This window comes from Pseudomonas sp. Q12-87 (assembly GCF_001269755.1).
Taxonomy (GTDB): domain Bacteria; phylum Pseudomonadota; class Gammaproteobacteria; order Pseudomonadales; family Pseudomonadaceae; genus Aquipseudomonas; species Aquipseudomonas fluorescens_S.
The window spans coordinates 37,757-63,598 of record NZ_LHVI01000033.1; the positions used below are offsets into that span (position 1 = coordinate 37,757).

Sequence of the window (25,842 nt, forward strand, 5' to 3'; positions counted from 1 at the left end):
TGGTCGTTGAGCCAGGAGGGTGTATCCCTGACTGTTGCTACCGCGCGCGAGGCATCGAGTAATGGGTGACGGCGCTGGTGCTGCTGCTCGTGAAAGCCTGCTGTCGAGGATCAGGCGCGTGTTATCGCGCTGAATCGGCTTACGTCAAGTAAGGCCTGAGATAGCTGCCTGCTAGTTTTATTCCTTAGCGCTTACGTGGCGCAAGTAGCTCAGAGCGACCGACCTGCACTCGATGTTGTTCCGGCGCTCGAAGCCCCGAGAAACCTGCCTCGGTAATGGCCGTATCCAGTCCCCGAAAATGCGGGGCTGATTTTGGGCTACGTAGCGTTTCCATACCTTCATTCCACGCGTGCACCATGTGTTTGGCCACATCCCGCCAAGCAGGCTCGTTCTTTGCGGCCTCGATAACTTCGTTACCCACGGCGACAGCGGATTCGCACAGTTGCTCAACCATCGCGGCGTACTGACGCGGAGGGATGTTTAAGCGGCCATTGAAAAACATCTCAAGCGTGCGGCCCGGCATCCAAGTTTGCCGACCGCCTACGGATAAACCGGGCGGGTTGGCGGCAAAACGCGGATAGGCCTGAGTAGTCACCAAGTCATAGACAGGCGTAAACGCTACGTCTGCTCGCGAGGTGTAATAAAGCGCAATGTTTTTAGCGTGGCAGTCCGCATTACGTACCACGTAGTTCGTCAGCAGATGCCAACCGAAGTGCTCACGCTGTTCGCGCAACCGCTCTCCAGAAATGTATACCCGAGTGGCGTTCCACACTCTTTCAGTGGTGGTCGCGTATTTCTCATGGGGCGGCAAGCCCAGGAGTCCGCATGCGTCCTCCAGCCCACAACGCGGCAGGCCGTTTTCATCGACATCAAAACGATTCACCACGAGAACTCGGCCATCTTCTGACATACGACACGTTGCTACCGGTACGACCTGTAACCGCTCTAGGACACGCATGGTGTAAAACTCGTTAAAGCCCAGGTAAGGCGTCGTCTCGTCCGAGCCTTTGATGATATGAAACCCAGTGCGCAGAGTAGGCTTGCCCAAAGGTAACGCGTCGTGCTCGATATCCTGCGCGATGAACTTGGGCACGACGCCAGAGATGGCCGCACGTGCATAACGGCGTACCAGCGTCGCAAAATGCTCGGTTGTGTTTTCAGCAGTCAGCAGATGATCGATTTCCAAGGGCTCCATTTCGACGCCCGGCATGACGCCTTCCGGCGTTACCGTCACCCGCCCAACGCCTGCTCCGCCGATTACGGCTAGCAGCGATAAATCCGTGCCATCCAGCAAGGCACCAAACTCTTCACGGATAACGCCCAACAAGTACCCTTCAGGCAGGTTCTGCCGAAAAAACGGGAACAGGTCTCGGGGCCAGCGCCACGGCTCTTCACGCACGGGTAATGCCAAGCTGACAAAGTCCGCCGCGCTGGTACCTGGAAGGTATTTCAGGACGTACTCATCACGCTCTCGGTAAAGCTTGGCGACCGTCTTGCCGCTGACGTGTACGTCTAAAATCATTATTCAGAAACTCCGGAACGTTGCTCGGCAAGGATGTCCTCAACCGTGCGTTCATGGCCAGCCTTCACCAGTTTCAAGTCGTATCCGGCCGCTTCCAATAATCGGACAAGGGCCGAGACGCTCATGTCCCCTTTTGCCATTGTTTCCATACGTGCCACTGTTGAACGGGATACGCCAGCGCGACTGGCCAAGGCATCCTGGCTCAAATCGGCCTCACCTCGAGCCCGTTTCAGCATCTCAGCCACGTCAAACAAGGTGGTCATTTGTAGCCCCCGTGCATCAAAAATCTAGATTCTGCTGATTACTGTAGCCCTAGAGACACAACACTACAAGTTTCCTATTTGGCAGTAGTGCAGCACCCTGTTGCACAAATTGAGCGATGAATCTTCTGACGCTCCCAAACCTGACAGCCCTCTACCAATCTCTCGACTATAAAAAAGGCCTTGCCCTGCAAGACCTTTTTCATACCTGGGGTAAGCGCGTCCCCTGATTACCTCACCTCAACAATATCCAAAGCCCGATTCGCCAACAGCTCGCTCACCTCAATCACCTGCAAAATCCCCATCGCAACGCGCCGTCGCGAACCCTCAAGGTCAAACGCCAAATCATTGATCATGGCATTGGCCGCAGCCAGGTTTTCACTGAGACTGGCGAGCAGACACTCCGAATCAACATCAGGCGCGATGCGGAAGATGCTGTTGGGGTTGTCAGACGTTTCCTTCTTGGGCGTAGGCTTCAGATAAAAATCCAAAGCCCGTTCAGCAGCTTCATCGAGCTTCTTGTTACGAGCAGACTGAGCGCGAGACACATGCTCATCTGTAGCTGGCGGGTTCGGTGTAATTTTGACCATGGTAAAGCTCCTAGAGTCTGTTGGAGCTACCACCCTTCGCTGCGAAACGAAGTATGGGGTGGCAGCTGTACGCGGGTTCGCAGACCGGGACTCTAGGGACCGGCAGACCCAAGGGGTCTCCCACGCACAGCCACCTCTGACGAAATCACAGACATGGGTAATCTGCTTTCGAAGGTGACGTTGTGCGCCTATAGAGTCCGGGCTGCGAAACCCGATCACTGATGAGCAGTGACGGATTCAAACTACCTAGGGGACTCAAGACGCACAAGCCGGCGGATTCTGGCGTAGTTGTAGGCAATGGCGCAAGGCGGTGTCGGTCGTGGCTAGTCTCGTGGAGTCACGATAAACAGCTGTCCGGAAGGTTGCTGATGCACCGCTATCGCGAGCAAGCTCCCACAGAGGAGCTGGTGTGTATATGTCGCTGCGGGCGACATGACGATAGAACGTGTCGCCGAAATCAAAGAATGGCGACACGTCAGGCGTTTCAAAAATAGGACTGACGAAAACGCGACTGGCTGCATCCTTGCAGCCAGTCGCGAAGAGGGTGACGACTCGTTGTTCAATGGCGCTTGCGAACACCATCGCAACGAATCAGGCGGGATATCTCGATCATACCCACAACGGTTTTGTCATCGACCTCAAACCCGCTGCCTGACCCTGTATTGCTATTACTTAAGCGTCACGTCCAGCATCGGCGGAATGTACCCATAGTCGTACTCGCCCACCACAAACGTCTGCTGCCCCTTTATTTTCAAGCCCACCGTGGGTGCCTCAGTGCCACCGACACGAATCTGCGTGCCGGTCTCGTCGGTCGGTACGCTGTCGATGAAGGAGGTCACCAGGCCGTTTGGCATCACGTAGTGCGAGTAGGTCTGGAATGGCTGGGAGGACGGGTTGCCCAGCACCAGGCCGGAACCGTTGAGCGGCACGTAAGGGCCGAACAGCGAGTCCGCGACGAAACCGTACACGCCGTCCGGGCCGGTCACGCCGTCGGCATAGGTGAAGGTGTGGCTGATCGTGAACAGGTAGTATTTGCCGTCTTGGAACACGAAGTGCGGGCGTTCGGTCTGGTCGTTGACGCCCACGGCCGTCAGCAGTGGCGGCAGCATTTCCCAGTCGTCACCGTCGGCGTCGCGGGCGACGGCGATGCCGACACAGGCGGTCTGGAAGCGCGAGTTGCCGACATCTTCATAGCCTGGCGGCACGTCGCCGATTTCGGCCTCTCCCACTTTGTGCGAGCCTCGCTCACCGGCCACGTTGCCCTCGAACAGCATGTACAGCTTGCCGTCGTTCGGGTCGCGGAAAGGCCATGGGTCGCGGAAACCCCAGAAAGCGTTTTGAGCTTCGGTCTGATACATGTTGCCGTCAGCCTCGAACAGCGGCTTGACCTTCTCGAAGCCGACCATGCTGACACCGTGTTCAGTGGTCACTACCCGACCGCGCACTTTGACGATGGTCGCGCCTGGGGTGACGGCGGTGTAATACAGGTCCACTTCACCTCGGTCGTTCAACAGGATCGGCGTACCGGCCCATTCGCGAGCGGTCGGCGAAACGCCTTCGGCCATCACACGGCCACCGAATTCCCAGTTCTTGCCGGTACGAGAAAACCAGTAGTACATCTTTGCCCGACCGTGACGATCGTTCCAATCGCGGAGGATGTCGTAGTTACCGTCCTCGTCGAGGTACTGCGGGTCGTTTGGATGACGATCAGCCGTCAGCGTGAAGATCACCGACCAGCCATCGACGGACGTCACGTTACCGTCCAAATCGCGCAGGGGCATGGTGTCCCAGATGAACACGTCGTTGTTCAGTACCGGGAAATCCGCGCTGACCAGCGGTTGGGTGGTGGTGGGATCGTCCGCCCGGACTTTCAACGCATCAGCGCGGGTCCAGAGGCTGGGTTGATGGGGGGTTACGCCGAATTTTTCAGTGTTGGTTTTCATAAGGTAAGACCTCGTCCATGAATGGATTCAAATAAATGATGCTTGAGAAATACTGGATGCGCATACAGTGAAGCCACCTTATAGAGGCTCATGCATGCGGGTCAAGAAAAAAATGCATTTGTGCATAATTTGGTTTTTTCTTGTGGCTGATACGTTTCAGCCTTAAGCGTTCGCAGAAGTTTGTTATCGGGCAGATCGACGACGTTGCCTGCACGCTCGGTGCTCTGAGCCGCTACTCAGTAGAACGCTTGCGTAACTGGCTACAGGTGGAGGTAGTGCATAGAGGGATTGCTCGACTGAGCTTGGGCGTCGTGCGCAAAGCTCAACAAGGCGGGGAGTCAGCGGTTCTGATGGTGACGGGTGTATCGCTATCGCGATCGGGATGGTGGGTTGTTATGTCATCGTGAGGGGGCGAAGGGCGTCGCGGGCAAGCCTTGCTCCCAAAAGGGTTTGGCTTGGTTGAGGGGTTGGATTGGCTGGCCTCTTCGCGAGCAGGCTCGCTCCCGCAGGGTATGCGGTAGTTGTGTGGTTTATGCAGAAAAGCATCGGGCAGGTGACCAAACCTGCCCAATGCCAACGACCTGAACCCATCACCCCAACGTATTCAAACAAACCACCTTCGGCTGGGTCATTTCCTCATACGCAAACCGCACCCCTTCCCGGCCTAAGCTGCCGTACTTGGAGCCCCCAAACGGCATCGCATCAAAACGAAAATCCGATGAGTCATTAATCATCACCCCGCCCGCCTCGATCCGCCGAGCAGCGCTCATCGCCGTTGCCAAATTGTTGGTGAAAATCCCGGCATGGAGGGCGTATTCCGGTTCGTTCGCCAACTCCACCGCTTCATCAAACGTCTCGAACGCCTGCAACACCACCACCGGCGCGAAGACTTCGTTACGCCAGAGTCGGCTGGCGTGGTTGACGTTTTCCAGGACGGTTGCGGCGTAGCAACTGCCTTGGCGGCGGTGACCGCAGAGTAGGGTCGCGCCTTCTTGCAGGGCTTCGTTGACCACATGCTCGGCGTTTTGCGCGGCTTGGTGGGTGATCATCGGGCCGATGTCGGTGTTGGCGAGCAGCGGGTTGCCGACGACGAGGGCCTTGGTTTGCTGGACGAAGCGTTCGCGGAAGGCTGCGTAGATCGGTGCCTGGATGAGCAGGCGTTGGGTGCCGATGCAGTTTTGCCCGGCGGCCCAGAAGGCGCCGGAGACGCAGCTTTCGACGGCGGCGTCGAGGTCGCAGTCGGCCATGACGATGACGGGGGCGTTGCCGCCCAGGTCCATGGCGAGTTTTTTCAGGCCGGCGGTGCGGGCGATTTGTTCGCCGGTGACGAAGCCGCCGGTGAAGGAGATCATCCGCACTTCACGGGCGGCGACCAGGGCTTTGCCGAGTTCGGCGCCGCCAGTGGCGACGGTGACCACGGATTCGGGCAGGCCGGCTTCGACCAGGCAGGCGACCAACTTGAGCGCCGACAATGGGGCCAGTTCGGACGGTTTGAGGATCACCGCGTTGCCGCCGGCGATGGCGGGGCCGAGTTTGTGGGCGACCAGGTTCAGCGGGTCGTTGTACGGGGTGATGGCGACGATCAGGCCCAAGGGTTCGCGGCTGAACCAGCCCTGGCGCGACTCGGCGCCTTCGTAGGCGTCGAACGGCACCACTTCACCGGCGTTGCGCTTGGCTTCTTCGGCGGAGAGCTTGAGGGTGTTGATGCAGCGTTTGACTTCTTTTTCCGCCTGTTTGAGGGTCTTGCCGGCTTCGTCGACGATCAGCCGGGCGAAGGCTTTGGCGTCGCGTTGGATGTTCGCGGCGGCATGTTCGAGGATGCTGGCGCGGCGATGACGTGGCAGTGCGGCGCAGGCTCGCGCGCCGCTGCGTCCGGTCTCCAGCAACTGCGGCACTTGCGTGGCGCAGACGTCGGCCACGGTGCCGACGAGCGTGCCGTCGAACGGGTTGAGGACTTCGATGTGCGGCTCGGCAATCGCCAGGGCCAGACGTGAGACGTTCATTTGGCTTTACTCCTGGCTGCGCGTAGCGGATTGGTGAATGTGGATGATGTCGGAGAGGAGCGCGAAGGCGGTTTCGGTGCGGCCGGCGCCTGGGCCGGACACGGTGACGGCGCCGAGCAATTCGCTGGTGAACGACACGGCGTTGGTGGCGCCGCTGACGCTGGCCAGCGGGTGGTCGTTGTTCAGCAGGCGCGGTTCGACGCTGGCGCTGATGGCGCCGTCGGCGTTGCGGGTGGCGGCGCCGATGAGTTTCCAGCGGGCGCCGTCCTGGCGGGCTTTTTCGATGTCGTCCAAGCCCAGGGCGGAGATGCCGCTGCAGGCGACGTCGTTGATGGTGAGTTTGGCGTCGAGCAGTTCGTTGGCGAGGATGACGACTTTGAGGCGCACGTCATGGCCTTCGACATCGGCGGTTGGGTCGGCTTCGGCGTAGCCCAATTCCTGGGCTTTTTTGACCGCTTCGGCAAACCCGAGGCCGCCTTCCATGCAGGTGAGGACGAAGTTGGAGGTGCCGTTGAGGATGCCTTCGAAACCGGTGATTTCGCTGCCGGCCAGGGACTGCTTGGCGAGGCGGATTACGGGGGTGCCGCTCATCACTGAGCCTTCGTATTCGAAGGCGACGTTGTTGCGCTGGGCCAGGGCTTTGAGCTCGGCGCCGTGCAGGGCGATGGGGCCTTTGTTGGTGGTGACCACGTGCTTGCCGCGCTCCAGGGCCCAGCGGCAGAACGAGGTGGCGGGCTCGCCGTCCACCGGGTTGGTGAAGGTGGCTTCGGCGATGATGTCGGCGCCGCAGTCTTTGATCACGGCTTCGTTGAGGGCTTCAGCGTGGCCGCCCGGCCATTGGGCGAAGACGCCTTTGGTCGCTGGCAGCTTGGCCAGCAGTGCGGCGTCCAGACCTTCGCGGCCGATGATCGAGCCGAGGAACAGGTCGGTCACGCCGACGATTTTCAGGGTGAAACCCAGTTCGGTTTTCCAGCGGTCGTTGCGCTCGGCAATCAGTTGAGCCAATGCCCGGTTCACACCGCCGAAGCCGACCAGCGCCAGTTTGTATTCAGTCATTTTTGTTATGCCCTTGATCCGGGGGATGGGTTTGTTGGGATCTAGGTTAGGGCCGTGGGGTGGGCAGTGAAATATGCCAATTTGCTCTATTTTATGGGCGTTTTGACCAGGGGTTGGGCAAGCTGTCAGGCCTGGAAAAAAGTCAATGAGGGTTGGCTTTGTAGGTCAGGCTGATGAGACCTATGTGGCGAGGGAGCTTGCTCCCGCTCGGTTGCGCAGCGACCGCCTGAAAAGCGGGGGCTGCTGCGCAGCCCAGCGGGAGCAAGCTCCCTCGCCACGGGGGGATGACTGGCTTTAGACCACCGATGACAGCACGAACGAAGTCACGGTGTTTTCCACGCCCGGCAACGCGGAGATGTCCTTCCATACTTTGTGCACCCGCTCCGGACTGGCCGCGCCGACGCGCAGCATCAGGTCGAACTCGCCGCTCATCACGTCGCACTGGAGCACTTCCGGCATGGCTTGCAGGACTTGCAAGACTTCGGCGCCGCGCATGCGGTCGTAGCGGTAGACGAAGATCACCGCGTTGATGTTTGAAGACGCTTGCCCGCCCTCCCCCGTGCGCACCGTGTAGCCCTGGATCGCGCCGTCGCGTTCGAGGCGTTCGATGCGTTGGCGCACGGCGTTGCGGGACAGGTTGACCTTGGCCGCCAGCTCGGCGTGGGCGGCGCGGGCGTTGAGGCGCAGTTCGGCGATGATGCGTTCGTCGAGGGGGTCGAGAATTCGCTTCACGGGGCCTCCTTACAGCGTGCCGAGCAGTTGATGGAGGGTGTCGAGGTCGTCCGGCTGGATGCGATGGATTTGCGCCGGGCCATGCTCGGAAATTGGAGGCTGTTGCGCCGCAATGGTGATCCCCAGCTCGCCTAGCAGCGTCGCCGATTTGGCCGGGGAGATTTCCCCCAGGGTCACCATTGGCGCCACCAGGCTGCGCCGGTACAAGCGGGCCGCGAGCACGCCAGTGGCGGTGTGAGGATCGATGATGTAACCGGTGTCGCGGTACAGTGAGGTGATTTCTTCCAGGGTCTGTTCATCGCTGACCGCGTAAGAGTCGATGATCATCCGCGCCTGCAACCAGAACTCGTTGGCGATGGTCATCTCGCCGCTGGTTTCGAAGGTGGCCATCAGCGCGCTCACCGCTTGGTCATCGTGCCCGTAGAGCTCCCAGAGAAATCGCTCCAGGTTGGAAAAGATCGACAGGTCCATGGCCGGCGACAAGGTCTTGTTGGCGCGCAACCGGGAGTAGTGATTCTTCGAAAACAACTGGTGCAGTGCGTCATTCTGGTTGGTCGCCACGATCATCTGGGTGATCGGCAAGCCCATCTTCTGCGCAATGTAGCCGGCGTAGACCTCGGCAAAACTTGCCGCCGGCACGCTGAAACCAATGGGGCGCTGGCCACCGCCCAGTTGCAGCACGGCGTGAAAATAAAACACCAGTTGCGCGAGCACGCTGACCCAGTTGCTGGAGTTGAAGCTGATCGCCTCGTGTCCGGCGCAGGGCCAGTCCCGGAACAAGCGGGTGACGAGGGTCTGGCATTCGTCGAAGCTGCCATCGACGGCAAACAGATGAACCCTGGGATGGGCGGCCGCTTGCAAATGCTGGAGTTGTTCGTGGGGTACGCCGGCCTCGGGATAAATCACCACGACGGCGGTTTCTTCGCAGTGTCTGAAAGCCTCGATGGCCGCCAGGCCGGTATCGCCGTTGGTGGCGCCGATCACCACGGCGCGACGCTGGTGTTTCTGCAAGAAGTATTGCACCAGTCGCGCCTGCAATTGGGCGGCGAAATCCTTCGAGGAACGGGTCGGTCCGTGGAACAACTCCAGCACCCACTCGTTGCGATCCACCTGATGCAGCGGCGCCAGGGAGCGGTGGCTGAACTGGCTGCCGGCCTCCTTGAGCACGCGCTTGAGATCGGCCTCAGGCATGGCTTCGCCCACAAACGGGCGCATGACCCGATAGGCCAGTTCGTCGTAGGCCAGGGTCGACCAGTTGGCGATGTCCTGGGGTTCGAACAGCGGCAGTTCGAGGGGCACGAACAGCCCGCCATCCTCGGCGATGCCAGACAGCACGACCTTTTCGAAATCGACCTGCACGGCCGAATTGCGGGTACTCACATAACGCATGCTTGGCTCCGGCCATTTATTTGAAACGGTGTGCCTGTTCGACCAACCAGGTGGAAAACATCGCCGCGTCGGGGTGTTGATCGGCCCCGGAACTGCGCACGAGGTAGAACGATTCGCTGGCTTCGATGCGCAGGGTGAAGGGCTCGATCAAGCGCCCGTCGCCGAGCATCTCATCGACCATCGACGAGCGCGCCAGGGCAATGCCCTGCCCCAGCTCAGCCATGCGCAGGGTGGAAATCAGCGTGTCGAATTGCATGCCGGTGGAAGAGTCGACGGTGTCGGCGCCGACCCGGTTCAACCAATAACCCCAGCCCTCTTCGTAACCCAACACGTGCAGCAGCGGATGCCGCGCCACGTCCGCCGGCACCTTCAGCGGCGAGCTGGCCATCAGCGCCGGCGAGCACACGGGAAACAACGTGTCCCAGGTCAGTCGCTGTGAAACCAGGCCAGGCCATTGACCGTGGCCCCAGCGAATTTCCATGTCGTCTTCGCCGTCCAGTTCCTTGACCCAGATGTTGCTGATGTAGCGAATGTCGACGTGGGGATGGGCCTGGCGAAAGCCCACCAGCTTGGGCGCCAGCCAATGGACGAAGAACGCCAGGCTGCCGCGCACCTTGATCGGCCGGTGTTTATGTTGGCCAAAGATTTCGTTGGTGCCGACTGCCAAGCGGGTGATCGCATCCTGCACCACCGGCAGGTAAGCCTGGCCTTCTTCGGTCAGGCCCAGCCCTCGGGGCAAGCGCTTGAACAGCGCCACCCCGAGATGGCTTTCCAGTTGGCGGATCTGCTGGCTGACCGCACCTTGGGTCAAGAACAGTTCTTCGGCAGCGTGGGTGAAGTTCAGGCAGCGGGCCGACACTTCAAAGGCCCGCAGCCAGTTCAATGGAGGTAACGTCTTTTGCTTCATCCTACGGACCTCATTGACACCTCTTTTTGCCTGCCCCGTCGATGGCTAGAACGCATCGGACGGTTGGCCCAGGACGGCCATCGACAAGCGCCGCTCGCGGCTCCTGCGGGTAATGTAATACACGAAGTAACACCAGGCGATGAAGGGCAAGCCGAAGTACAGCGCCACGCGCTGCTCCGGGTCGAACGCGATGCCGACGCAGGCCAGGGCACAGCAAGCCAACGCTCCCAGCGGCACCCACGGATAACCGCGCACGCGGAACTTGAGGTTGCGTACATCACCGCCATTGGCGACGTAGTGGCGGCGAAACGCGATCTGGCTCGCGGCGATGCTCATCCACACCACCACCACCGCCAGGCCGGAGATCGACACCAGCGCCAGGTAAATGGTGTCGGCGGCAAACACGCTGCTGAGCAACGAGGCGGCGCCGCCGGCCATGCTGACGATGATGGCGTTGAGCGGTGTGCCCATGCGGGTCAGTGAAGAGAATTGCTTGGGCAGGTGACCTTGGTCGCTGAGGGTCCAGAGCATCCGCGAGGCGGCGTACAGACCGGAATTGGCCGCCGACAACAAGGCGCTGATGATCACGAAGTTCATGATGTCGGCCGAATACGGAATGCCGATGTAGGTGAACACAGTGACGAAGGGGCTCTCGACGATCCCGGCCTGTTCGCGGGGCAGCAAGGTCGCCAGGACAAAAATGGTCCCCACGAAGAAGATCGCCAGGCGCAGCACCGTGGTGCGAATGGCGCGCGGCACGTTGCGTTGAGGGTCCTTGGTTTCACCGGCGGCGATGCCGATCAGTTCAGTGCCCGAGAAGGCAAACGAGACCGCCAGCAGCGTCATGGCAATCGGCATGAAGCCGGTGGGAAACAATCCTTCGCGGGTGAAGTTGCTCAGTCCGATGCTGTGGGCCTGATCGATGTGCAGCAGGCCGAGGATGGCGCCACCGCCGATCAACAGGAACACCACCACGGTCATCACCTTGACCAGGGACAACCAGAACTCGGTCTCGGCGAACAAGCGCACCGACACCACGTTGGTCAGGAACACCAGGCCCGCGAACAGCGCGCTCCAGATCCAGACCGGCGTGTCGGGAAACCAGCGCGACATGAGGATGCCCGCTGCGGTGAACTCGGAGCCGATCGCGACCGTCCAGGTCAGCCAATACAACCACGCCACGGTGTAACCCGTGCCGGGCCCGAGGTATCGCGTGGCATAGGTGCTGAACGAGCCGGTTTCCGGCATCTGCACGGCCAGTTCGCCCAGGCACATCATCACCATGTACACCATGAGCGCGCCGATGATGTAGGCGATTACCGCGCCCAAGGGCCCGGCTTGGTTGACGGTGTAGCCGGAGGTGAGAAACAGCCCGGTGCCAATGACGCCGCCCAACGCGAGCATGACGATATGGCGCGTCTGCATTTCCTGTTTGAAGCCGGTGTGTTGTTGTTCTTTTATGGACATGGTTGTTCTCATGAAAGTTGTTAGGGCGCGCCGTTACGTCTGCGATAAGTCATAAGGCAGAGTCAGAACGCGTCGCCGCTAAGTTTTATTATTATTCCTATTCATGAACGCCCCACTGACAGCCTTGTCGTGGGGTATCACCGGTGAAACTTCAGTTCGCGGTCGCGGTGCGTGCGTGATGCGTGGAGGGTTGTTTGTTGGCCGGTGCCGGTTCATCCCGCAACGACCTGACGAAGGCAAATGCCTGCTTCAAGTCGTCGAGCAGATCGTCGGTGTCTTCGATGCCGACCGAGACCCGCACCAGCCCTTCGGAAATGCCCAGGGCCAGGCGTTCTTCCAGGGTGTTTTCGACGTGGCTGGTGGTGCGCGCCGGGCCGTAGATGGTTTCCACCGCACCGAGATTGCCAGCGCAGTGAGCGAAGCGCAGACGTGGCAAGAGCGCCTTGACCGTGTCCATGCCGCCGACCAACACAAAGCTGACGATGGCGCCGAAACCGGCCATTTGTGCACAGGCGACGGCGTGATTCGGGTGGTTGGGCAAGCCGGGGTAATTGACCGATTCCACCAGCGGTTCAGTGCAGAGGAATTCCGCCAGGGCCCGGGCGCTGGATTGCTGCTGACGCATGCGCAGCACCAGGGTTTTCATGCCACGGATGATCATGTAGGCCGAGAATGGATCGAGCGTCGCGCCGTTGATTTCGCGGTAGTGCCGAACCTTGGCCATCAGGGCTTCGCTGCCGCAGACCAGGCCGCCGAGCACATCGCCATGGCCGCTGAGGAACTTGGTCGCGCTGTGGATAACCACGTCCACGCCCAATGCCAGCGGGTTCTGGTTGAGCGGCGTGGCGAAAGTGTTGTCGGCCACGACCACGGCGCCGACACGCTTGGCCGCCGCCACCAGGCGTTGGATATCGAGAATTTTCAGGGTCGGGTTGGTCGGCGTTTCCAGGTAGACCAGTTGGCAGCCCTTGGCGATTTCACGCTCGATTTCTTCGTGATCGAACGTCTCGCACAACGTCACCGCCACGCCGGTGCGCGGCAGGAATTCTTCGAAAATCTTGTTGGTGCCGCCGTAGCTGTCCTTGGTCGACACCACACGGTCGCCATGGGCCAGAAAGGTGTAGAGCACGCTGCTGATCGCCGCCATGCCGCTGCTGAACGCCACCGCGGACTCGGCCATTTCCATCTCGCCGATCTTGGCTTCGAGGGTTTCGACAGTAGGGTTGCTCATGCGGCTGTAGATAAAGCCCGGGGCCTTGCCCAGGGCAACGTCGTACCAGACGTCGATGTCGTCATAACCGTATGCGGCGCTGACCACGATGGGGGTTTGCGTGGCGTTGTAGGGATGCCTGACTTGCTCCCCACCCCAAACCGCCCGGGTCCCCGCTCCTGCGTTATCAAGCCCTGCGCTGTCAGGTTTTTTATTCATTGGGACTACTCGCACTGAGGAGGCGGACGTTGAGCCATCCGCCGGATCTGAGGGCCAATATAGGGAAAAGCCGCGCGGTCGAGAAACGATGTTATCGGTGCCAAAGGGGTGGGTTTTTTAATGGCTGGGTGCGAAGCAGCGACCTGCAATTCACCGATAAACCTGTGGGAGCGAGCTTGCTCGCGATGGCGGTGGGTCAGTTGCCATTGATGGTGACTGACACGCCGCTATCGCGAGCAAGCTCGCTCCCACATTTTTTGGCGCGTTGTTGATTTTGATGGCAGGCGGGCGCGAGGTGTCATGGTGTTGAAAGTCGGTAGGGAACTCTCCGCAGCCCAGCAGGAGCAAATCACGAACCAGCCTTCATAGACTGTAACCAGCGCCGATGGTAATCAGCCTGCTCATTAATATCATTGGTTAAATCTTTATCTTCATAGTCGAAAATATTAACTATATCAGCTTCATCTGCTGCCTCTCCCCAACGGACTTCATAGGCCACCACACCACCTGCCATTTGCGAACACATTCGCGACGGGAACACATTGATTTTGGCTCCTTTGCATAAAAACTTCACATCCGGAAAATCTTTTCTAACCATCCCCAAACACAAATATAAATCCGCCGCTGTGTAACTTCGCACCAATCCATCCGGCATCGTTACGGTCATAGCCATAATTTTTCGGTCACATTCAAAAACCGCGTGCTTAACGACGCCATCAATTTCAATTGCTACTGCTTTAGAAGTCATATTATCGCCTGTCAAAATTAGGTATCGAGTACCCTGCATAGGTTCCATCTTCATTCACTGGGGTTGCCCCTACTATATCTTTCCTATCAATTCCTCCGGGCACAGCTATTTCCACTTCCCTTCGATGTGGCGACATCAGACCTAGTTTTTTATTTACATCAATACCCGGCACATTTTTTAACACGTATACGTATCCGGGCTCATATCCAAAACCGGTCGCGAATTTTATTGCCTCTTTCCTTGAAGGGGTTGTACTTACATAAATACTAGGCGGACTTCGATTATCTTTAGCATGCAAAAATAGATCGGTACTCCATCCTAACGGCTCGAATCCAGTCTCAAATATTTCCCAAGGCTCTCGTGAGTCACCTCGATAGGTATAGATATCTTTTGGTTTGGTTTGAGGAAGCTTCGATTCCCCCTCATCCACCCCAACCTTCGCCGCCGGATCCTGCTCCCCAACCGCCGGCTTGCACCCACCCTTTCCCGGGCAGTCCACCAACCCCAACGGATCCACCCACCCCGTCGGGTTCACGGTGTATCGATACCCGTTAAGCCCACCCGCCAACTTGCTCGGGTCGGGCGTCAAGTAACGACCGGTCTCGGGATTGTAGTAGCGGTGCCGGTTGTAGTGCAGGCCGCTTTCCGGGTCGAGGTATTGGCCTTGGAAGCGCAGCGGTTGTTCGAGTTGTTCGCCGCCGCCATGAGTCAGTTCGGTGGTTTTTCCATAGCCGTTGTAGCGCGCCGACCAGACGACCTGGCCACCATAGTTGGTCAGTTCCTGGGGCGTACCCAGGTGGTCGAGGTGGTAGTAGAACGGGCAGGCGTTGAGGCCTTTGCCGTCGAGCATGGCCAGCGGGCGGAAGGTGCCGGGTTCGTAGAGGTAGCTGCGGTGGTGGCGTGGGCTGCTTTCGGCGACGACTTGGTCGCCCTGCCAGAAAAATTCGGTGGTCAGGTCGTCCACGGTCTTGCTGATGCGTCGGCCGAAGGCGTCGTAGCGGTAGGACGTTTCGCGACCGTCCGCCGTGGTGACGCCGATCAGCCGGTGTTGGCTGTCGTAGCGGTATTCGGTGACGAGGCTGGGGGCGGTGCCGCGGCGCTCGCGGACCAGATTGCCGTAGGCGTCGTAGTCGTAGTGGCGGTCGCCCTCCCTCAACAGACGGTTGCCCTTGAGGGTGGTCGGGCCGGGGCGATCCTGTATCAGCAGGTTGCCGGCCGGGTCGTGGGCGAAGTGTTCCGGCGGCTCGGTGTGGGAATAGTCGATGCGGATCAGGCGATCCAGCGGGTCGTACCGGTAATTGCGGCGGTTGCGGTTGTCGGAAAGGGTTTCAAGGTTGCCCTTGGCGCTGTAGGCATAATCGCGCCAGAACAATTGCTCCTGGTGCTGCCACACCGTCTGGGCCTTGAGCCGGCCTTGTTCGTCGTAGTCGTACCGGCTGAGCACCAGGCCCTGCTGGCGCTCCAATTCTCGACCGCCGCGCATCTGGTGCTCGGTGAGCCGTGCGCCGTTCAGGTCGATGGCAGTCAGCGCACCGCCTCGGGCGTGGTGATAGTCGAGCTTGCTGTGGTCCGGCAGGCGCAGGTGATTGAGCCGTCCGCAGGCGTCGTAGCCATAGCGCAGGGTGCCCCAGCCCTGATGCTCGGTGATCAGTCGGTCGTGGGCGTCGTATTCGAAGGCCAGCGGATGGTCCGTGCCGTCATCGACATGCACCAGCCGGCCGAGCCGGTCGTAGCGGTACTCGATCGCCTGGCCGTCGGGCAGGGTCTTGAGCAGCAGTCGCCCGGTTGCGTCGCGCTGGTAGTGCGTGGCGCGCAGGGAACCGTCTTCGCCGTGCTCGGTTTTTTCCAGCAAATGGCCGTTGAGGTCATAGGCGTAGGCGGTGCGTTGGCCGTCGAAGCCGATCTGCTGTCGGATCAAACCGTTGGGCGTGTAGTCCAGCCGGTATTTTTCACCGGATTCGTTTTCGATCTCGGTCAGCAACAGCCTTGCCGAGTCGTAGCGATACTTCAGCTCAGTGCCGTCGGGGTTGAGGCGGCGGCTGATCAGGTGCAGGTCGTCGGCGTACTCGTAACGGGTGACGCGCCCCAGTTCGTCGCGCTCGCTGGTGACCTTGCCGTAAGCGTTGTAGCTCCAGGCCCGGGTCGCGCCGGTCGGCAAGGTCACCTGAAGCATTCGCCCTACCGCGTCCCATCGGTAATGGGTAAGGGCGCCGTGTTCGTCCTGGCGGGTCAGCAGCCGTCCCAGGGCGTCGTAGGAAAAACACCAGCGTCCGCCATCGGGCAGGATTTCTTCCGTCAGCTGGCCCAGGCGATTCCTGATGAAGCGGTGTTCGCCGCCGTCGGGGTAACGGATAAACAGCAATTGCCCATGGCCGTCGTAGCCATAAGCGGTACGTTGCCCATCAGGATCGACGGTTGCGGTCACATCGCCCTGGGCGTTGCGCCGGTAGGTCCACACGGCTTTGCCGCGTGAACGGCTGTGCAGGAAACCGTTGCGGTATTCGTAGGACGTGGGCTCATCGATGGGCGGAATCAGCGCCACCAGTCGCCCGACTTCGTCGTAGCGGTATTCGGTGACGGCGCCCAGCGGATCCTGCTCGGCAATCAACCGGCCCTGTTCGTCGTACGCCTTGAGGTGCTCGCCGCCATCGGGTTCGACCTGGCGCACCAGCCGCGCCCGGTCGTCGTGGACATACACTTGCTGGCTGCCGTCGAGGTGCTGGACCGTGACACGACCGTCCTCGCCCCAGGTGTAGCGGCTGTCCATCTGCGCGAACGAGGCCCAGTGCCGCACGCAACGAGCCGCCCGCCCGGCGCCCTGCCATTCCCAGTAGAAGCTGGCCCCGCCGGCCAGTTGTCGCTGGAGGATGACGTGCTGGTCGTCGTAGTCGTAGCGCTCGCTTTCACCGACGGCGTTGGTCGCTTCGATCAGTCGGGAACGTCCGTCGTAGCGGTAGGACGCCAGGGTCTGTTCGGTACGCCAGGCTTCATCCAGGCTGGCGGCTGGGTGGAAGGATTGATAATCCACGGCGATCAGCTGACGCTGCTCGTAACGCAGCCGCAGGGCGCGTCCGGCACCGTTGTCGAGGCGGCTGATGTCGCCGTGGAGGTTGCGCTGGATCGTCAGGCGGTTGTCGTACCGATCACTGAGGGCGGTCAGACGACCGTCGCGAAAATGTAGGAAAGGTGCCTGCTCGCCGGGCTGGGCGATGATCAGCTCGTCCGGCTCGGTCCCCAGGTAAATCGCGGCGCGGGCCAGGCTGTTGTGGATCGCCGGACGCCGGGTATCGGGCAGTGGAAACGGGGTGCGGCGGTTTTCCTGGTCGACCCAGATGACCTGCTCGTCCTCCAGCTCCAAGCGATGCGCCAGGGCATGGCTCCAGCCGCGTCCGAGCCCAACGTCCAGGTCCACGGCGCTGGTGCGGTACAGCCGGGTGAAGACAAACGGCAGCCGACTCTCGAGCGTGCCGTCCTCGAGGGTTAGCAGTTCTTCGCCGGTGACCATCGACACCGGGCAACCGCTGGTTTGGGTCTGGGCTGCGGTGTCGGCGCTGTCGCCGTTGGGGTTTTTCGATTGGGCTGGAGCGTCGTCGTGGGGTTCGTGCCTGCTCAGCCGTGTAGAACCTTGGGATTTTTCCCGCGCCACGGCGGCCGGATTGCTGACCGACAACGGTGGTGAATGCTCAGGGGTGATGTTCAGAGGTCCGACAGGCGTCGGCTTCAATGGCGCACGCTGGGCGCTGATCGCCACTGGCTTGAGTACGTCGGCATGTTGCTTGAGCCGATCGGCACTGAGCTGGCCCAACCTCAAACTCGATGCCAGCAGCCACTCCCGGGCCCGCTCCGAGCGCAGTTGCCGGAGCACTTTGCCGCTCATCTGCACGCCCAGGCCCAAGGGACCGGCCAGACGTATCAAGAGGAAGTTGATCAGGACTGAGGCGCGCATCTCCCCGACGACTTCGGCAACGTACTGGGGCGGCAGCATCCGCAGCCAACTGCCGAATGCCGCCATATGGACGAAGAGCAACGGCTCGTCGCTCAACACCATCAGCGCTTTGGCAATCGCCTCGGAAGAAGCTTTCAGTAATTGTTCGAGCTCGGTTTGGGTCAGGTATTCGAGCAACTTTTCGCTGTTGGCCTGTAGGTCGGCCAGCAATTCGAAGACCTGTTTAACGTCGTCCCACAGTGCGTGCAGGGCGTTTTCGAAGCCGCGCCAATCGGCTTGCTGCAATACGCCGTAGCGTTCGAGAAACCCGGCGTCGGAAAACTCCGTCCACAGCGGTTGAAATTCGTTTTCCCACTCCGCCTTGAGCCAACCTTCCAACTCGCCAATCACGTCTTGGTAGGACGCGTACAAGGCTTTGAGGTGATCGGTGGTTACATGGGGAAAAAAGGTGATGCGGTAACGCTGGCCGCGCCAGCATTTTGGGACTTCGAGGATGCCGCTGGGGCCGATTACATCGTGGACCGGCTCGCCGAAGGTTTCCTTGCCCGGCTCACCGCCGGTGACCGGCTCCAGCATCACCGGGGTGTCGCCAATTGGCACGAAGCGCGCCGCTTGGAACATGTGCACCAGCGTCAGTGGTCCGCCCGCCGGACAGGCGACCACCGTGGCGCTGACGGGTCTGTCGTGGTTTTTCGGTGCCGCGAGGGACACCTCGTTACCGACCTTGAACACTTGCTCGACATCCAGCGCCCAGCCGGTCCAGAAACCTTCGGCCCAGGCGTCGTAGTCGTTCAGGCAGTTGCGAAAGTCCTTGAAAACCGCCTCGACATCCGGCTGTTCGGGGTCCATGGCCGCCACCACCAAGTTACCAATGGTGTTGTTCAGGGCCAGGAGTTTGTCGGGGGCAAGCATGCGGGAATCTCGCGGTGCGGGAACGAACGCGAGACTCTGCCGACGATGGCTGAGGAAATAAGTCAGGGAAAGAAGCGGCGGACGTAGGGCGATTCGCTAAATTCCGCGTCCACCGCAAATCCCCTGTGGGAGCGGGCTTGCTCGCGAAAGCGGTGCGTCAATCAACATCGTCGTCGGCTGTTCCACCGCCTTCGCGAGCAAGCTCGCTCCCACAGTTTTTGATTTCTGCTGCCCAAAATTCCGCGTCCACCGCAGATCCCCTGTGGGAGCGGGCTTGCTCGCGAAAGCGGTGTGTCAGTCAATATCGTCGGCGGCTGCTCCACCGCCTTCGCGGGCAAGCCCGCTCCCACAGTTTTTGATTTCTGCTGCCCACAATTCCGCGTCCACCGCAAATCCCCTGTGGGAGCGGGCTTGCTCGCGAAAGCGGTGCGTCAGTCAACATCGTCGTCGGCTGTTCCACCGCCTTCGCGGGCAAGCCCGCTCCCACAGTTTTTGATTTCTGCTGCCCAAAATTCCGCGTCCACCGCAAATCCCCTGTGGGAGCGGGCTTGCTCGCGAAAGCGGTGCGTCAGTCAACATCGTCGGCGGCTGTTACACCGCCTTCGCGAGCAAGCCCGCTCCCACAGTTTTGATTTCTGCTGCCCAAAATTCCGCGTCCACCGCTCCCGCAGTTTTTTAGCTCAGCCCCGGCATTCCATTGTCGAAAAAGGGAACCCCAAGCCTCGCGCGCGCCTCAATGCCTAAGAGACCCGTACTCTCGGAGAGTCCAGCCATGAACCCAACCCTCACCTTTGCCCAGTTGTACCCCGGCGATCGCTTCACCCTGCCCGTCGATCATCGTCTGTTCACCAAGCTCACTGCCGATACCGCCCGTGAGCACAGCGTGCATTCGATCAATCTCAAGGAGGAAGGCTTCGGCTATGCCGACGATCCCATCGAGACGCTGCCAGGGGATGCGCCCGTCGAGTATGTTCCGGTCGGTGGCCCGCTGCGTGCCGGGGGCTGAAGCCCCCGATTCAAGGTCAATTCCAGCCCGTGGAGGCTGGCGCCACGGTCAAATTGCATCGAGAGATGCCTACCGCTGCCCAATCCCAACAAATACCCACCAGCAAACCCCGAACCTGTCGTAATCTCGTCCACCAGAAGCGTTCACACCCGCAACCGGCCGAGACCTCATCCTGATGCCCTCCATTTACCAACTCAAACCCGCCTTCCAGAACCTGCTGCGTCCCACCGTCCAACGGCTTTACGACAAGGGCGTCACCGCCAACCAGGTCACGCTGCTGGCCGGTGTCATTTCGGTGTTGGTGGGAGCGGTGATCGCCTGGTTTGCCGGTCACCCGTGGGTGTTTGTGCTGGTGCCGATCTGGATGTTCCTGCGCATGGCATTGAACGCCGTGGATGGCATGCTGGCCCGGGAGTTCGGGCAACAATCGCATCTGGGCGCCTATCTCAATGAGCTATGCGATATCATCGCCGACGCCGCCTTGATCCTGCCTTTCGCCCTGATTCCCGATGCCAGTCTGTTGCTCGTGCTGTTGGTCACGCTGTTGGCGTTGTTCAGCGAATACGCCGGCGTGCTGGGGGCGATGGTCGGGGCTTCGCGGCGGTATGACGGGCCGATGGGCAAAAGCGACCGGGCCTTTGTGTTTGGCGTGTTGGCCACCGGTATTGCCCTGGGTTGGCTCGGGGCGCTCTGGGTCAATGGTGTGATGGCGGTGGTTGCCGCCCTGCTGGTTTATACCTTGGTCAATCGGGTGCGTCATGGCCTGGACCAAGTGAAGGAAAACGCTCCCTCAGCATAAAGGATCTTGCAATGCGCGAAGCCCAACACCGGACGTTCACCACCCATGATGGCGTGGAATTGTTCTACCAACACTGGCCAGCCGTTGACGCGGCAGCAGGTGAGCCCCGCCAGGCGGTGCTGTTGTTCCACCGCGGCCATGAACACTCCGGGCGTATTGCGCACCTGGTGGATGAGCTGGATTTGCCCGGCTTCGACTTCTTTGCCTGGGACGCACGCGGCCATGGCCAGTCCCCCGGCGCTCGCGGCGACAGCCCGAGCTTCGCCACCAGTGCGCGGGATGTGCAGACGTTCTGCGACCACATCGGCGCCACGCACCAGATCGACGAACAGAACATCGCGGTAGTCGCGCAAAGCGTCGGTGCGGTGATCGCGTCCACCTGGGTCCACGATTACGCGCCGCGCATTCGTTCCCTGGTGCTGGCGTCGCCGGCGTTCAAAGTGAAGCTCTACGTGCCCTTCGCCCGCCCGGGCCTGGCATTGATGCGCAAGTTTCGCGGCAATTTTTTCGTCAACAGCTACGTCAAGGCCAAATTCCTCAGCCATGACCCGGAGCGCGTGGCGTCCTACGACAGCGACCCGCTGATCACCAAGGCCATTTCGGTGAACGTGCTGCTGGGCCTGTACGAAGCGGCAGACCGCGTGGTCGCCGATGCCCAGGCGATCCAGGTGCCGACGCAGCTGTTGATCTCCGGTTCCGACTTCGTCGTGCACCGCAAACCCCAGGAGCAGTTCTTCGAACGCCTGGGCAGTTTGCACAAGGAAAAACACATCCTGCCGGGGTTCTTCCATGACACCCTGGGCGAGAAGAATCGGGCACCGGCCATCGCCAGTGCCCGGCGCTTCATCCTGCAAAACTTCGCACGGCCGCTGGACCGCCCCTCCCTGCTGGACGCCGATCGCCTGGGCGCGACCTGCGCCGAAGCGGAAACCCTGGCCACGCCGCTGCCGCACAACTCGTTGCGCGACCTTTATTGGCGCATGACCCGCGCCAGCATGCGCTTCGGCAGCTCCTTGTCCGCCGGGGTGAAGTTGGGCTTCGACACCGGTTTCGACTCCGGCAGTACCCTGGATTATGTCTACCGCAATCGCCCTACCGGCACTTCGGCGCTGGGCCGGATGATTGACCAGAACTACCTGAACTCCATCGGCTGGCGTGGTATTCGCCAGCGCAAATTGCACGTCGAAGAGCTGCTGCGCCTGGCCATGGGCAAATTGCGCGAAGAGGACCGCGAAGTACGCATCGTCGACATCGCCGCCGGCCATGGCCGCTACATTCTCGAAGCGTTGCAGGGCGTCAGCCCGTTGCCGGAGTCGATCCTGCTGCGCGACTACAGCGACATCAACGTGCGCGACGGTAGCGCGCTGATCGTCGAAAAAGGCTTGGGCGACATCGCCCAGTTCGTCAAAGGCGACGCCTTCGACCGTCAGGATCTGGCGGCGCTGGAACCGAAACCAACCCTCGCCGTGGTGTCGGGCCTGTACGAGTTGTTTGCCGACAACCAGATGGTCGGCGGCTCCCTCGCCGGCCTGGCCGAAGCGGTGGAGCCTGGCGGTTTCCTGGTCTACACCGGCCAGCCGTGGCACCCGCAATTGGAGCTGATCGCTCGCGCCCTCACCAGCCACCGTGCTGGGCAGGCCTGGGTGATGCGTCGACGCAGCCAGGCGGAAATGGATCAACTGGTCGAGGCGGCGGGCTTCCGCAAGATCACCCTGCGTGTGGATGAATGGGGCATTTTCAGCGTTTCGCTGGCTCAGCGAGTGCGTTGATGAGCGCCGTCATTGCCCCGGCCCGTGAGCCTGCGCTGCTGAAACCGGCGGTACTGTGGTTGCTGCTGTTGGCACCGCTGTTTTTCAGCACCTATGGCTTCGCCACCTGGGTAACGGCCCAGCGTGATGACGTCGGCACGCTGGTGTTCGACTGGGAACGCCACATGCCGTTCATGGCCTGGACCATCGTGCCGTACTGGTCGATCGATCTGCTTTATGGCCTGTCCCTGCTGCTGCCCACCAGCCGCCTGGAACTCAAGCGCCACGCCTTGCGCCTGCTCACGGCCCAGGTGATTGCGGTCAGTTGCTTTCTGCTCTGGCCGTTGCGCTTCACCTTTCCCCGGCCAGAAATGGACGGGGTGTTCGGCTGGTTGTTCGAGGTGCTGGCCGGTTTCGACAAGCCCTTCAACCAGGCGCCGTCGCTGCACATTGCGTTGCTGGTGATCCTTTGGGTTTGCTACCAGCGTCATCTGCAAGGCTTCTGGCGTTGGCTGATGCACGGCTGGTTCGCGCTGATTGGCGTGTCGGTGCTGACCACCTATCAGCACCACTTCATTGACCTGCCTACCGGAGCCTTGGCGGGTTGGCTGTGTGTCTGGTTATGGCCGCTGGACCGACCGAGTCCGCTGAAAAACCCACGCCTGACCTCGGACCCTGCCCGCCTGCGGCTGGGCCTGCGTTATGCCTTGGGTGCTGCGGCGCTGTTCATTCCGGCGTTTGCCTTGGGCGGCGCGTGGCTGTGGTTGATCTGGCCGGCGGTGGCGGTGCTGGTGGTGGCGCTCAATTACTTGGTGGTCGGTGCCGATGGCTTTCAAAAACGCGCCGATGGCCGGCTGAGCCCGGCGGCGCGTTGGTTGCTGGCGCCGTATCTGGCGGCGGCGTGGATCAATTCCCGCTGGTGGACGCGCAAGCATCCGCAGCCGGTTCAAGTGGCTGATGACGTCTGGCTGGGCCGCGTCCCTACGCCGATGGAATTAAAGGACAGCTCGTTCAGCGGCGTGGTCGATCTTTGCGCCGAGTTGTCAGTGGACAGCACCGCCGTTGCCTATCGTTCGTTGCCGGTGCTTGACCTGACGGCGCCCACTGCCGAGCAATGCCTGACGGCGGCCCGATTCGTCGAGAGCCTGCGCCAGCATGGCCCGGTATTGGTCTGCTGCGCACTGGGTTATTCGCGCAGCGCCACTGCGGTGGCAGCGTGGTTGCTGCACAGTGGGCGGGCCGCCAGCGTCGATGCGGCGATCGTGCAAATCCAGCGAGCCCAGCCACGCATCGTTTTGCATGCGGCGCACCGTCGCGCGCTGGAACACTTATCCACACCCCAGGGGACTGTCCATGATCAGTGATATGGAGCTTCACACCGTGGCGAGCCTGCTCCGGCGGGGTCATTCCCTGGATCAGCTCTCCACCGGGCTGACCCTGTTGGCGGCACTGCTGGGATTCGGGCAGTGGCTGGTAGGCGTGATCGATCCATGGTTGCTGCTGTTGAGCGCTGCACTGATCGTCCTCGGCGTACTGGAAAAGTACTGGGCGCTGCGCGTGGCGTTCGATGCCGATCTGTTCCAGCGCATGGCTGACAGCACCCAATCCCTGGCCGAACGAACCTACACCCTGGACCAAGCCCTCACCTCGCTTGGCCTGCAACCGGCCGCACGCGCCGGCCGTCTCTGGACCGAACGCCGGCATGGCGCGCTATTGCTGCTGCGCCGACAATCGCGGCTGCTGGCTGCACAAGTCGTCTTGACGCTGGGCTTCATCCTGGCCAGTCCCTGGCTAGCCTTTTCAGGATAAGGAATCCTCATGTTCGAACCCGTGGTCGCCAACCTCATCACCTCCGCCGCCCGCATGGTCACGGGTGCTCGCAGCCTGTGGCTCGGCTGTGCGCCGAAACCGGTGCAGCGAATCTACTTTGCCAACCACAGCAGCCACGGCGACTTCGTGTTGCTCTGGGCTTCGCTGCCACCAGCGCTGCGCAAGCTCACACGGCCAGTGGCGGGCGCCGATTACTGGCAGACCAGCCCGATGCGCCGCTACATCATCAACCGGGTGTTCAACGGCGTGCTGGTGGACCGCGAGCGCAAGGACCCGTCGTACAGCCCATTGCAACCGATGCTCGAGGCGCTGGAGAACGGCGATTCGCTGATCATCTTCCCCGAGGGCACGCGCAACCCCGACGAAGGCTTGCTGCCCTTCAAGAGCGGGATCTACCACTTGATGACGGCTCATCCCGAGGTCGAGGTGATCCCGGTGTGGATCGCCAACCTCAACCGCGTCATGCCCAAGGGCCGCGTATTGCCCCTGCCACTGTTATGCACCACCAGCTTCGGTGCGCCGCTGCGCATCGAAGAAGATGAAAGCAAAGCGCAATTTCTCGAACGCAGCCGCGCCGCGCTGCTGGCACTGGCCCCGGAGCACGTCTGACATGGATCGATATACCCTGATGTTGTTTGGCGGGATCGGCGCGATACTGCTGCTGGCTTCGCTGATCGGTTTCATTCTCAAGCTGCGGACCAAAGGCGCGCCGAATTCGGTCATCGACAACCTCAACGCGCGGATCAACGCCTGGTGGATCATGGTGCTGGTGATCGGCATCGCGTTCTGGCTTGGCAACGCAGCGGTTATCCTGCTGTTCTATGCCGTGTCGTTCTACGCCCTGCGGGAATTCCTGACCCTGACGCCGACCCGGCGCAGTGACTATCCCGCATTGGTCGCCGCGTTCTACCTGGCGCTGCCGCTGCAGTACCTGCTGATCTACTACGACTGGTACGGGCTGTTCTCGATCTTTATTCCGGTGTACGTGTTCCTGCTGCTGCCGATCCTGGCCTCGCTGGGCGGCGACAGTACGCACTTCCTGGAACGTGCTTCGAAGGTCCAGTGGGGGCTGATGATTGCGGTGTTCTGCATCTCGTTCGTGCCGGCGCTGCTGACGCTCGACATCGCCGGTTTCGAAGGACGGAACCTGTTGCTGATCGCCTACCTGGTGATCGTGGTGCAACTGTCGGATGTGCTGCAGTACGTGTGCGGCAAGTTGTTCGGCAAGCACAAGATCGCGCCGAACCTGTCGCCCTCAAAAACCGTGGAAGGTTTTGCCGGCGGTATTTTCCTCGCCTCGCTGATCGGCGGCGCGTTGTGGTGGATCACACCGTTCAACCCGTGGCAGTCGTTCCTCATCGCCCTGCTGATCAACCTGCTGGGGTTTGCCGGCGGCATCGTCATGTCGGCGATCAAGCGCGACCGCGGCGTCAAGGACTGGGGCCACATGATCGAAGGCCACGGCGGCATGCTCGATCGCCTGGACTCCGTGTGCTTCGCTGCGCCGATCTTCTTTCATTTGGTGCGGTACTGGTGGACCTGAGGTAGGTCAGCG

The 25,842-nt window shown here is 60.9% G+C and carries 20 protein-coding genes; 7 read left to right on the forward strand and 13 right to left on the reverse strand.

Going from position 1 to position 25,842, the window contains the following annotated elements; translation table 11 throughout:
• Positions 1–184: 184 nt before the first annotated feature.
• The 13 genes from AD663_RS23820 to AD663_RS23880 form a co-directional block, all read right to left on the reverse strand.
• A complete protein-coding gene (locus AD663_RS23820) occupies positions 185–1,522 on the reverse strand; it encodes a type II toxin-antitoxin system HipA family toxin (RefSeq protein ID WP_053214653.1) in 1,338 nt (445 codons plus the stop codon).
• Positions 1,522–1,785 (reverse strand): helix-turn-helix transcriptional regulator, encoded by a 264-nt coding sequence (locus AD663_RS23825; RefSeq protein ID WP_053214654.1) that lies wholly within the window; start codon positions 1,783–1,785, stop codon positions 1,522–1,524. Before AD663_RS23825 ends, AD663_RS23820 begins: the two co-directional genes overlap by 1 nt.
• 227 nt (positions 1,786–2,012) lie before the next feature.
• Positions 2,013–2,372 carry a DUF6124 family protein gene (locus AD663_RS23830; RefSeq protein ID WP_053214655.1) on the reverse strand — a complete coding sequence of 120 codons (360 nt, stop codon included), beginning with the start codon at positions 2,370–2,372 and terminating at the stop codon, positions 2,013–2,015.
• A gap of 668 nt (positions 2,373–3,040) precedes the next feature.
• Complete coding sequence (locus AD663_RS23835) at positions 3,041–4,315, reverse strand: glycoside hydrolase family 68 protein (RefSeq protein WP_053214656.1); 1,275 nt, start codon at positions 4,313–4,315, stop codon at positions 3,041–3,043.
• Between the two features lie 590 nt (positions 4,316–4,905).
• Entirely contained in the window at positions 4,906–6,318 is a 1,413-nt protein-coding gene (locus AD663_RS23840; protein WP_053214657.1) for an aldehyde dehydrogenase family protein, read from the reverse strand.
• 6 nt (positions 6,319–6,324) lie between these two features.
• Positions 6,325–7,374, reverse strand: coding sequence for a homoserine dehydrogenase (locus AD663_RS23845; protein WP_003185848.1), 1,050 nt, complete (start codon positions 7,372–7,374; stop codon positions 6,325–6,327).
• A 294-nt stretch (positions 7,375–7,668) separates the two neighbouring features.
• Positions 7,669–8,106 carry an Lrp/AsnC family transcriptional regulator gene (locus tag AD663_RS23850; protein WP_003185850.1) on the reverse strand — a complete coding sequence of 146 codons (438 nt, stop codon included), beginning with the start codon at positions 8,104–8,106 and terminating at the stop codon, positions 7,669–7,671.
• A 9-nt stretch (positions 8,107–8,115) separates the two neighbouring features.
• A complete protein-coding gene (gene thrC / locus AD663_RS23855; RefSeq protein WP_003185853.1) occupies positions 8,116–9,495 on the reverse strand; it encodes a threonine synthase in 1,380 nt (459 codons plus the stop codon).
• A 16-nt stretch (positions 9,496–9,511) separates the two neighbouring features.
• Positions 9,512–10,402: a LysR substrate-binding domain-containing protein gene (locus tag AD663_RS23860; RefSeq protein ID WP_003185854.1), complete on the reverse strand. Its 891-nt coding sequence runs from the start codon at positions 10,400–10,402 to the stop codon at positions 9,512–9,514.
• A 45-nt stretch (positions 10,403–10,447) separates the two neighbouring features.
• Positions 10,448–11,869, reverse strand: a complete 1,422-nt coding sequence (locus tag AD663_RS23865; RefSeq protein ID WP_003185858.1) for an amino acid permease — start codon at positions 11,867–11,869, stop codon at positions 10,448–10,450.
• Positions 11,870–12,020: 151 nt separating this feature from the next.
• A complete protein-coding gene (locus AD663_RS23870; RefSeq protein ID WP_053214658.1) occupies positions 12,021–13,298 on the reverse strand; it encodes a cystathionine gamma-synthase family protein in 1,278 nt (425 codons plus the stop codon).
• Between the two features lie 349 nt (positions 13,299–13,647).
• The gene (locus tag AD663_RS23875) at positions 13,648–14,046 is read right to left on the reverse strand and encodes a hypothetical protein (RefSeq protein ID WP_033046303.1); all 399 of its coding nucleotides are present in this window, start codon (positions 14,044–14,046) and stop codon (positions 13,648–13,650) included.
• Position 14,047: 1 nt separating this feature from the next.
• Positions 14,048–18,904, reverse strand: coding sequence for an RHS repeat-associated core domain-containing protein (locus tag AD663_RS23880; RefSeq protein WP_053214659.1), 4,857 nt, complete (start codon positions 18,902–18,904; stop codon positions 14,048–14,050).
• A 772-nt stretch (positions 18,905–19,676) separates the two neighbouring features.
• Between AD663_RS23880 and AD663_RS23885 the strand changes: the two genes are divergently transcribed.
• The 7 genes from AD663_RS23885 (at position 19,677) to AD663_RS23915 (ending at position 25,830) form a co-directional block, all read left to right on the forward strand.
• Positions 19,677–19,910 (forward strand): hypothetical protein, encoded by a 234-nt coding sequence (locus tag AD663_RS23885; protein WP_003185865.1) that lies wholly within the window; start codon positions 19,677–19,679, stop codon positions 19,908–19,910.
• Positions 19,911–20,085: 175 nt separating this feature from the next.
• The gene (locus tag AD663_RS23890) at positions 20,086–20,709 is read left to right on the forward strand and encodes a CDP-alcohol phosphatidyltransferase family protein (protein WP_003185867.1); all 624 of its coding nucleotides are present in this window, start codon (positions 20,086–20,088) and stop codon (positions 20,707–20,709) included.
• Positions 20,710–20,720: 11 nt separating this feature from the next.
• Positions 20,721–22,478, forward strand: coding sequence for a bifunctional alpha/beta hydrolase/class I SAM-dependent methyltransferase (locus AD663_RS23895; protein ID WP_003185869.1), 1,758 nt, complete (start codon positions 20,721–20,723; stop codon positions 22,476–22,478).
• Positions 22,478–23,821 carry a phosphatase PAP2/dual specificity phosphatase family protein gene (locus AD663_RS23900; protein WP_053214660.1) on the forward strand — a complete coding sequence of 448 codons (1,344 nt, stop codon included), beginning with the start codon at positions 22,478–22,480 and terminating at the stop codon, positions 23,819–23,821. The genes AD663_RS23895 and AD663_RS23900 overlap by 1 nt, the downstream gene beginning before the upstream one ends.
• Positions 23,811–24,266 (forward strand): hypothetical protein, encoded by a 456-nt coding sequence (locus tag AD663_RS23905; protein WP_053214661.1) that lies wholly within the window; start codon positions 23,811–23,813, stop codon positions 24,264–24,266. The genes AD663_RS23900 and AD663_RS23905 overlap by 11 nt, the downstream gene beginning before the upstream one ends.
• A 9-nt stretch (positions 24,267–24,275) precedes the next feature.
• Positions 24,276–24,896: a 1-acyl-sn-glycerol-3-phosphate acyltransferase gene (locus AD663_RS23910; RefSeq protein WP_053214662.1), complete on the forward strand. Its 621-nt coding sequence runs from the start codon at positions 24,276–24,278 to the stop codon at positions 24,894–24,896.
• 1 nt (position 24,897) lies between these two features.
• Positions 24,898–25,830, forward strand: a complete 933-nt coding sequence (locus AD663_RS23915) for a phosphatidate cytidylyltransferase (RefSeq protein WP_003185876.1) — start codon at positions 24,898–24,900, stop codon at positions 25,828–25,830.
• Positions 25,831–25,842 lie beyond the last annotated feature (12 nt).